The sequence below is a fragment of the Thermogladius sp. genome, from assembly GCF_049970955.1.
In the GTDB taxonomy this organism is placed as follows: Archaea; Thermoproteota; Thermoprotei_A; order Sulfolobales; family Desulfurococcaceae; genus Thermogladius.
The window spans coordinates 1-7,520 of the sequence record NZ_JBMFLY010000043.1 but is presented as its reverse complement, the minus strand read 5'-3'; the positions used below and the strand labels follow the sequence as shown (position 1 = coordinate 7,520).

Genomic DNA, 7,520 nt, shown 5'->3' with positions numbered 1-7,520 from the left:
GAGAGGGCGTAGACCTCCAGCCGTGGGCTCGGCGTGAACCTGGCCCGCTCCTCCGGTAGCGTGTAGTTGCCCACGAGGAGGCCCGTGGAAGGTAGTGTTCTCACGAACGCGTTGTGGACGCAGTCCCTTATCTGCAGTAGCACGTCGTCGGGGCGGAACGGGTGCTGGTACTCCTGCGCCGGCTCGGTGAAGAAGCAGTAGTCGAAGAACGACGAGTCGAAGAAGCACGCGGAGGTAGCATCGAAGAGGTCGACGTACTCGACCTCGGTGGGCTGGAGCGAGTAGTCCACGTACACCACGGTGTCGTCCTCGGCGTTTGAAAAGTAGCTGTAGTCGAACCACGCGTAGTCGAACGTCGCAGCGTACTCCTTGACTGCCGTGACCAGGCTGAGCCTGTTGAAGAGGTCCTCTGCGATCTCCGGTGCTATGTCTAGCGAGTCTGCTACTGACGCTATCTTCTCCCTAGCAGTGGCGAGGTCGACGGGCGCCTTGAACATGAAGTAGACCGTCGTCCTGAGGAAGTCCCTGACCGCCTGCGGGTCGTAGTACGCCTGGCCGTAGCGCGAGACGCCGTAGTAGCCCTTCTCCAGCAACGATGACTTAATCACCTCGGCGACGGGCGGTGTGAACGTCCGGTCTATGAACCCGCGTGTGTCGTAGGGTCCGGGCACGCAGGCCGATACGTCCCCCCGCTTCACCTTTAATAGAACGCCCTTCACGAACTCGTCGGGCGCCGGTAACTCAACCTCGTACACTACGTTCCACGGCTCTATCTCCGTCGGTGGTATGCCGAAGTTGATCAGCGATATGAGGCTCGAGAAGATCGTGTCGCTCAGCGTTATGTCGCTGAACCACCTGAGCCAGTCAAACACTCCGAGGGCGCCGGCAGTGTTGTCCCAAAGGGCGTCGTCGCTCAGCGTCTTCGCCCAGTACTTCTCCTTCCGCGCGAGCAGTTGCCAGGCCAGGATACTCGAGGCGCCCACTACTTGGTCACCAGCTTCTTCAGCTCCTCGATCTGTTTCTGCAACTCCTGCAGTGACCTGGCCAGCTCCTCCAGTCTCTTTTTGAGCTCCGGGTCCAGGTCTAGGACCGGTCTGCTCACCCGGTCTCACCTCCTACTCGCGAGACGTGCAGCCCTCCTCAGCTCCATACCGTCGAGCAGGATGTTTATCTCGTCGTCGGACAGCCCGTAGTTCTTCAGCACCTCGAGCTTCTTCCTGAGAGTCGCCTGGTCTATCACGCCCCGCTCGTACGCGTACGCGAGTTGCGTCCTGTACCAGGCGATCTGTCTCCACACCATCCGGTTCCTCACGAGCTTCCTGTAGTACTCGACCTGTTGCTTGTACTTCTCGACGTCGACGCCCCTCGCCCTGAGCAGGTCGTTTAGCAGGGCGTCGCGCTCGGGCAGGTACGGCGCGTCGGCGATGAACTGTCGTAACGTCGGTACTAGGACGCTCATGATCCTGTAGTACTTCCTGAGCTCAAGATCTATATTGAATATCTTCATCTCCTCGCTAGTCCATCCACCGCTCTCCATCAGCGAGGTGACGAGCTTGGTGAGGTCGTCGGAGACGGTGAAGTACTCGTATATCCGCCTGTACGTCGCTACGACGGTGCCCACCTCGCCCGATATGCTCCTCGCCTTGATGTACTTCAGCCAGAGCTCCGCGAACCTCTTCTCGACCCTCCTCGCCGTCAGTATGCTGACTATGTAGTCCTGCGGTACCTCGATGTACTCGCTCATCACAGCAAGCTGTCCGAGAGTTGGCAGGGTCTCCACCATCGTGTCGAGCATTACGGCCGTCTCGCGGATCCTCAGCTCCTCCTCGGTTATTCCGACCGCCTTGAAGACGGAGTTGACGTAGTCTTCAATGTCTTTCGGTAACACTACGCCGGCCCGTTTCGCCCTCAGGTACGCGGAGAGCAGGTACCTAGCGTCGTCGGCTATCGGCTTGATACTAATGTACTGTAGCCAGACCTGTCTCCACTCTGCCGGCACCCTCCTCGCCGTGAGCACTTTTTCTACTAGGTCCCGCGGTATAGCGACGTACTCTGAGAGCGTGGCCAGCGTGGAGGGCGTGGGCAGGTACTCCCTCGTCTCCTCCACCAGCGTCTCGTAGTAGACCCTCCTTGAGATCAGCTCGACCTCCCTCGGCGTGAAACCGTAGGAGAGCGCTTCCTCGAGTATCTTCTTCCACTCGTCCTCGCCGACCAGGCCCCGCCTGTACGCCCTGGCGACTGCCGTGAGTAGCGACTTGAAGTCCGACTTGACGGGCTTCACCGCGATGTACTGTAGCCAGACCTGCCTCCACTCCTGCGGGACGCGCTTCTCCGCGAGGGCCTTCTCCACCAGCTCTTTCGGTAGCACCATGTACTCGGAGAGCGTCGCGAGCGTGGAGGGCGACGGTACGTACTCCTTGACCTCGTCGGCGAGCATGTCGTAGTAGACCCTCCTCGAGATTATCTCGACCTCCTTCGCTGTGAACCCGTACGATAACGCCTCGTCCAGCAACTTCTTCCACTCCTCCTCGGTTATCGCGCCCCTCCTGAGCGCCCTCGCAGCAGAGGTCAGCAGGGTCTTGAAGTCGGACTTTATCGGCTTCACGGCGATGTACCGTTTCCACAGGTCCCAGTACTCCCGCGGGACCTTGTAGTTGTCCAGCGACCTCTCTACCACCGACGGGTCCAGCACCATGTATTCGGCGAAGGTGGCCAGCTGGCTGAGGGTCGGCACGCTCTCCTTAGCTACTATGCCGAGGAGCTCGTCTAGCAGGAACGTGAACAGGTTCGCCTCCTCCTGGGTGAGCAGTTTCATCTCAACAAGTCTTCTCATCGTGCTCGCGAACCGCTCCCTGTCGATGTACCCGCTACTTATCCGGTAGAGGTACCAGCCCATCACACGGCCGATGTACCTCCTCGCCCACGTCCTCACGCCCGCCACGTACTCTATTTGTAACAGGGCCCTCCACACGTTCAAGTACTGCTCGTCGAGCACGGGCTTCCAGTCGACGCCGGTCAGCCGTTTCACCAGCGACGAGACGTGGTCGGAGACGACGCTGTAGAACTGCTTGAACGCCTCGACGGCCGAGTCCGCGTCTAACGCGAGGAGCCTGACCAGTGTAGTGACCCGCGTCATCGCGGTCCTGCTGGTCAGGTTGAGCCTGTCGAAGACCGACCTGAGCTGTATCAGCCTGCGCTCTGCGGGTAGCCAGAAGAGCGGTTTCTTGTACACCACCTCGCTCCTCTGCCCCGTAGCCGGGTCTATGTAGCCCGTTCTAAACGTTATTGTGAACAGACCGCTCATCAGCACCTCGGAGGTGTCCAGGTCCACTAGGCCCCTCCTCAGCGCGTCGACGAAGCCCGTCCTGACCAGCGTGAACTCGTCGCCGAGCGCGACGTGGGCCTCCGCCACGGCGACCAGTGGTGCGAGGTACGGGTGCATGCCGTGCGCGACGAGGAACCTGCTCAGCATCTTCACGTCGAGCTCTATGACCGGCTCTACCTTAGTCCTCCGGGTCTCGTTGCCCGTCAGCCGTGTGAACGCGGTGTATATGTCCTGCAGTGAGACGTCCCACGGTAGACCGGCGTCGGCCAGGTGCTGGAATAGCCCCCATCTTGTCATCCACCTGGCGTCGGCCTTGCCCGGCAGGTCGGCCATGAGCTCGGCGACGATCGACTTGTCGGTCGGGAAGCCCTCCTTCCAGGGGGCTGGGAAGTAGTCGTGCCACTTCATGTACGTGTTTATCATGTCGTTGAGCGTCTGCGCGTCGTAGTTGATTTGCACCGGTGCCCTGGCCCGCGCAGTTATCCTGAACTTCTCCTTGACTGCCGGCTCCTCGAGTGTGCTGGGGTACCACAGTGTCCCTGCTACGCCCCTCCAGTAGAACCTGGCCAGCGACTCGGGGGTCGGGTACCTGAAGTGTAGCAGGTAGTACATGAAGGAGACGTCCTCGGTGAAGCCGTGGAGCGCCATCATCTTCTTGAACTGGTCCGGGTCCTGGACGATGTCCCTGACCATTATCGCGACCATGTCGCTCGGCGAGGGCAGGTTGAACATGAGGCTGGTCGGTATCAGCCTGGTCTGGTTGAACCTGTCCACCACGGTGATGTACGTGTCATTTTTCTCGGGGGACGACGGGAGTAGCGCCTTGTCGAACTTGAAGTACCAGTCGACCACGTCGCTCGGGTAGCCGTACATGTTGAGCGCGTAGATAGCGTACTCGACCGTGTTGTTGAACGCCGTGGTCGGTAGCTTCCTCCTCACAGCGTGAATGAGGGTGTCGGGACCGGGTAGCTCGACCGGCACGATGTCCCTGAGGGGGGCGATGAGCGGTCTCACCATGATACGGCTGTACCACAGTGCAGCGCCCTGGATGAGCGTCGAGACTATGGTCTCGCCGGACTTCTCGATGATCTCTGCCACGTTGTAGATCATGCTGGCGACCGCCTTTATCGGGTTGAAGCCCCACCTCACCCCGACGCCCAGGGGCTCGCCCGCGAGCTCGAGCTTTTGCACCAGGTTCGACAGCATTGCTGCGAAGCCCCTCATGTAGAACGCCAGGCCCCTCATTATGAGGCCCGTGCCCATGACCCCGCCTATCCACGCGAGCACCATGTTGGTGACTGTCTGTTGCTCCTTCACCGTGGCCTCGAACTTCGCCTCGAGGTACCCGATCTGACCGTACTTACCGATGAGGGCGAGGGTGGCGGTCTTGTAGACGTCCCACACCGCAGACGCCAGCTTGCCGGCGATCGTCTCTATCAACCACTTGAACCCGCTGGCGACCGACTCTGCTGCCTTGAGTAGCGCGTTTCCAATGCCCGCGAGGGCCGAGCCTATGAACCCGACTATCCGCTCTCCGACCGACTTAATCGCGTTGAACAGCCACTCCCCGGCCTTCACCAGGTTCTCCCACAGCCAGGAGCCGAAGGAGGCGAGCGCGTTGTATATCACCGAGCCTACGGTGGACAACCCCTTGACGAGCGGTTCTACTACGTTTTTAGTTATAGTGCCCACGGGGTCCTTGATGAACGCCTGGAACCCGCTGGCGAGCCAGGAGAAGAAGTCTCCGATCCCCTTCAGGGCTCCCGTCAGTGTATCAAATACCCCCTTGAATAACCCGTATAACCGCTCGGGCAACTGCATTACCGCGTTCACAAACCCTGTCAGGTAGACGCCGACTTGCTTGAGCGAGTCTGCGACAAATTTAAGTGAGTTGACGACGTGCTCGAAACCGCCCTTAATGAGGTCCCCGAGCTTGCCCATGTAGTCTATGATCGTCATTCCTGCGACCTTCAGGCCCTCCCAGACGGTCGAGACCATGTTCTTCAGCGTCTCGTACACAGATTGGAGGGCTGACTGTATAGCGCCCACTGCGCCCTTAAGTGCGTCGACGACCCAGGAGACCGCCGACGACAGCGGTCTCACTATGTGGTCCTGTATCCACGCCCACGCGCCCTTGAGGGCGTCCTGTATCATCGCCGGGACCTGGCCGATCAAGCCGGGTAGCGTCTTGGTGAAGAAGTCCGCTACACCGGACAGGCCCGACCTTATCGTGTCGACCAGACCGCCTATCGCCGTCGCGAGGGGTTTCACTACGTTGTCCTGGATCCAGGTCCAGACCCCCTTCAGGGCGTCGGTGATCGAGCCGACCGCTGACTGTAACGCATTGAACGCGCCCTTGAGTGCGTCAGCGATACCCGAGACTGCTGACTCTAGGGGCTTTATTATGTGATCCTGTATCCAGGTCCAGGCGCCCTTCAGGGCGTCCTGTAACGCCGTTGTCACCTGGCCGATAAGGCTTGGCAACGTCTTGGTGAAGAAGTCGGTTATACCCGACAGCCCGCTCTTAACCGCGTCTATCACGCTGTTTATCGCGGAGACGAGCGGTGACACGATGTTTTTCTGAATGAAGTCCCAGACGCCCGACAGCTGTTGCCTGAGCGCGTCTAGGGCGGTAGTGAGGGCGCTCGAGATCGCGGACGGTAGGTTCCTCAGCGCGTCTAGGGCGGAGCTGAGCGCCTTGAGTATCGGGTCCACCACGTTCTTGTTGATGAAGTCGGCTACGCCGGCCAGGCTGTTCTTTATGAACGTCACGATGTCGGTCACGGCGCCGGGTATCTTCGTGATGTAGTCGTATATTGACTGCACGAGGCCCCTTATCGTGTCGAGGACGGGCCTTATTATTGAATCATAGATCGAGTTGAAGACCGACCTCACAGTGTCGGCGAACCACGAGGCCAGCTCCTTGAGCCTGTCGAAAAGCCAGCCCTTTAGTTGTCCGATGGGGTCAGTTATGCCGTGGAGACTGGAGGCCAGCTCGCCCAGGTCCAGGTCCGCGAGGACCTCGAGGGGCAGGACCTGCACGGTCTCAAAGCGTAGTGTGTCGTTTTGTGAGACGGCGTTTAGTAAATCGGCCAGGTAAACAGCGTCCTCAGGCGTAAACGGTTCTAGAACCGGCTTGTCCAGCCCGCACCACCAAAATGTAGATCGTGTAAAAAAGGGTTATATTGTGGTGTGTAGGAGGGACTACGGCAGGACGAGGGGCGCGTAGCCGAGGAGACCGGCTATTTTCAGTTTGGCGACCTCGACGCGGAGCTTGGCCAGTAACTCGTCGTTGCTCGTCACGTCGAGCTGAAACACGTTCGTCCTCTTGCCGTCGTACCTGCACACGACAGATACTATGTAGTGCTCCCTGCCGTCGACCCACTCGTGTCGCGATACCTCAAGGATTGTGCACGTGACCCCGTCCACGTCCACGTCCAGCGGGGGTACCACGACCCTGAGACCCTGGCGGGCGCTCATCTACCCCTGCCCTTTAGTAACTTGTGAAACTTATACGTTGCCTTCACGACATTCTTTGCTGCCTCGACTAGGTCCTTTATCTCGTTGTACTTCTCGAAGACCTCTGGGGGCAGGACTGCTATAGCGAAGCTCAGCTCGTGGGTCGCCAGGATCAGCTCGTTGAGAGCGTCCAGCACCTTCTTCTGTTCTTCGGTTAGTTCCGGTGACGGGAGCGGGATACTCGGCTGTTGTGCCTGGGGACCCTGTTGCTGGCTGGGCTGGGACTCCAACCGCACCACCAAGTTAAACACTAAGCTTAACGGTGCTTATAAACAACACCAGGGCCCTAGTAGTTCGTGACCAGCACGACGGTCCACTTCGGCTTTTTACCGCCGACGGATTTGTGTTGCGACCTGGATTTCGTGTACGTGAAGACCTGGCGCCCCTCCCTGCTCGCCCACTCCTTTATGAAGTCCACCTCGAGGTGGTCGCCGGGTAGCTTGAGTATAAAGTAACCCTTTATTCGGTCGAGGAGGTCGAGGAGGTCCCGCATGTCCTTCTCCGTGAACGCGAACCTGTAGTAGTCGTCCCTGTCCTTGACGCCGATGGGGAGGAACGGCGGGTCGCAGTAGAAGAGCGTGTACTCGGAGTCGTAGAGCTTGATTACATCGCGGAAGTCGCGGTTCTCGATCGTGACGTCCACGTAGTACTTCGCGAGCTCGGTTATCCACGCGCC

5 protein-coding genes are annotated in these 7,520 nt (G+C 59.5%); all 5 read right to left on the bottom strand.

The genetic code is table 11. From position 1 onward, the window contains the following. Positions 1–983 (bottom strand): hypothetical protein (locus ACP5VX_RS05595; RefSeq protein WP_428724901.1); only part of this gene is annotated, 983 nt, incomplete at its 3' end. 125 nt (positions 984–1,108) lie between these two features. After that, positions 1,109–6,367: a hypothetical protein gene (locus ACP5VX_RS05590; RefSeq protein ID WP_428724900.1), complete on the bottom strand. Its 5,259-nt coding sequence runs from the start codon at positions 6,365–6,367 to the stop codon at positions 1,109–1,111. 162 nt (positions 6,368–6,529) lie between these two features. Then, positions 6,530–6,805 (bottom strand): hypothetical protein, encoded by a 276-nt coding sequence (locus tag ACP5VX_RS05585; protein ID WP_428724899.1) that lies wholly within the window; start codon positions 6,803–6,805, stop codon positions 6,530–6,532. Further along, positions 6,802–7,074, bottom strand: coding sequence for a hypothetical protein (locus ACP5VX_RS05580; RefSeq protein WP_428724898.1), 273 nt, complete (start codon positions 7,072–7,074; stop codon positions 6,802–6,804). Before ACP5VX_RS05580 ends, ACP5VX_RS05585 begins: the two co-directional genes overlap by 4 nt. 56 nt (positions 7,075–7,130) lie before the next feature. Next, the coding region (locus tag ACP5VX_RS05575; protein WP_428724897.1) for a DNA adenine methylase at positions 7,131–7,520 on the bottom strand (390 nt) is incomplete at its 5' end.

Coding starts and splice junctions, on each gene's coding strand:
- ACP5VX_RS05585 (WP_428724899.1), bottom strand. CDS start 6,805: ATGAGCGCCCGCCAGGGTCTCAGGGTCGTGGTACCCCCGCTGGACGTG.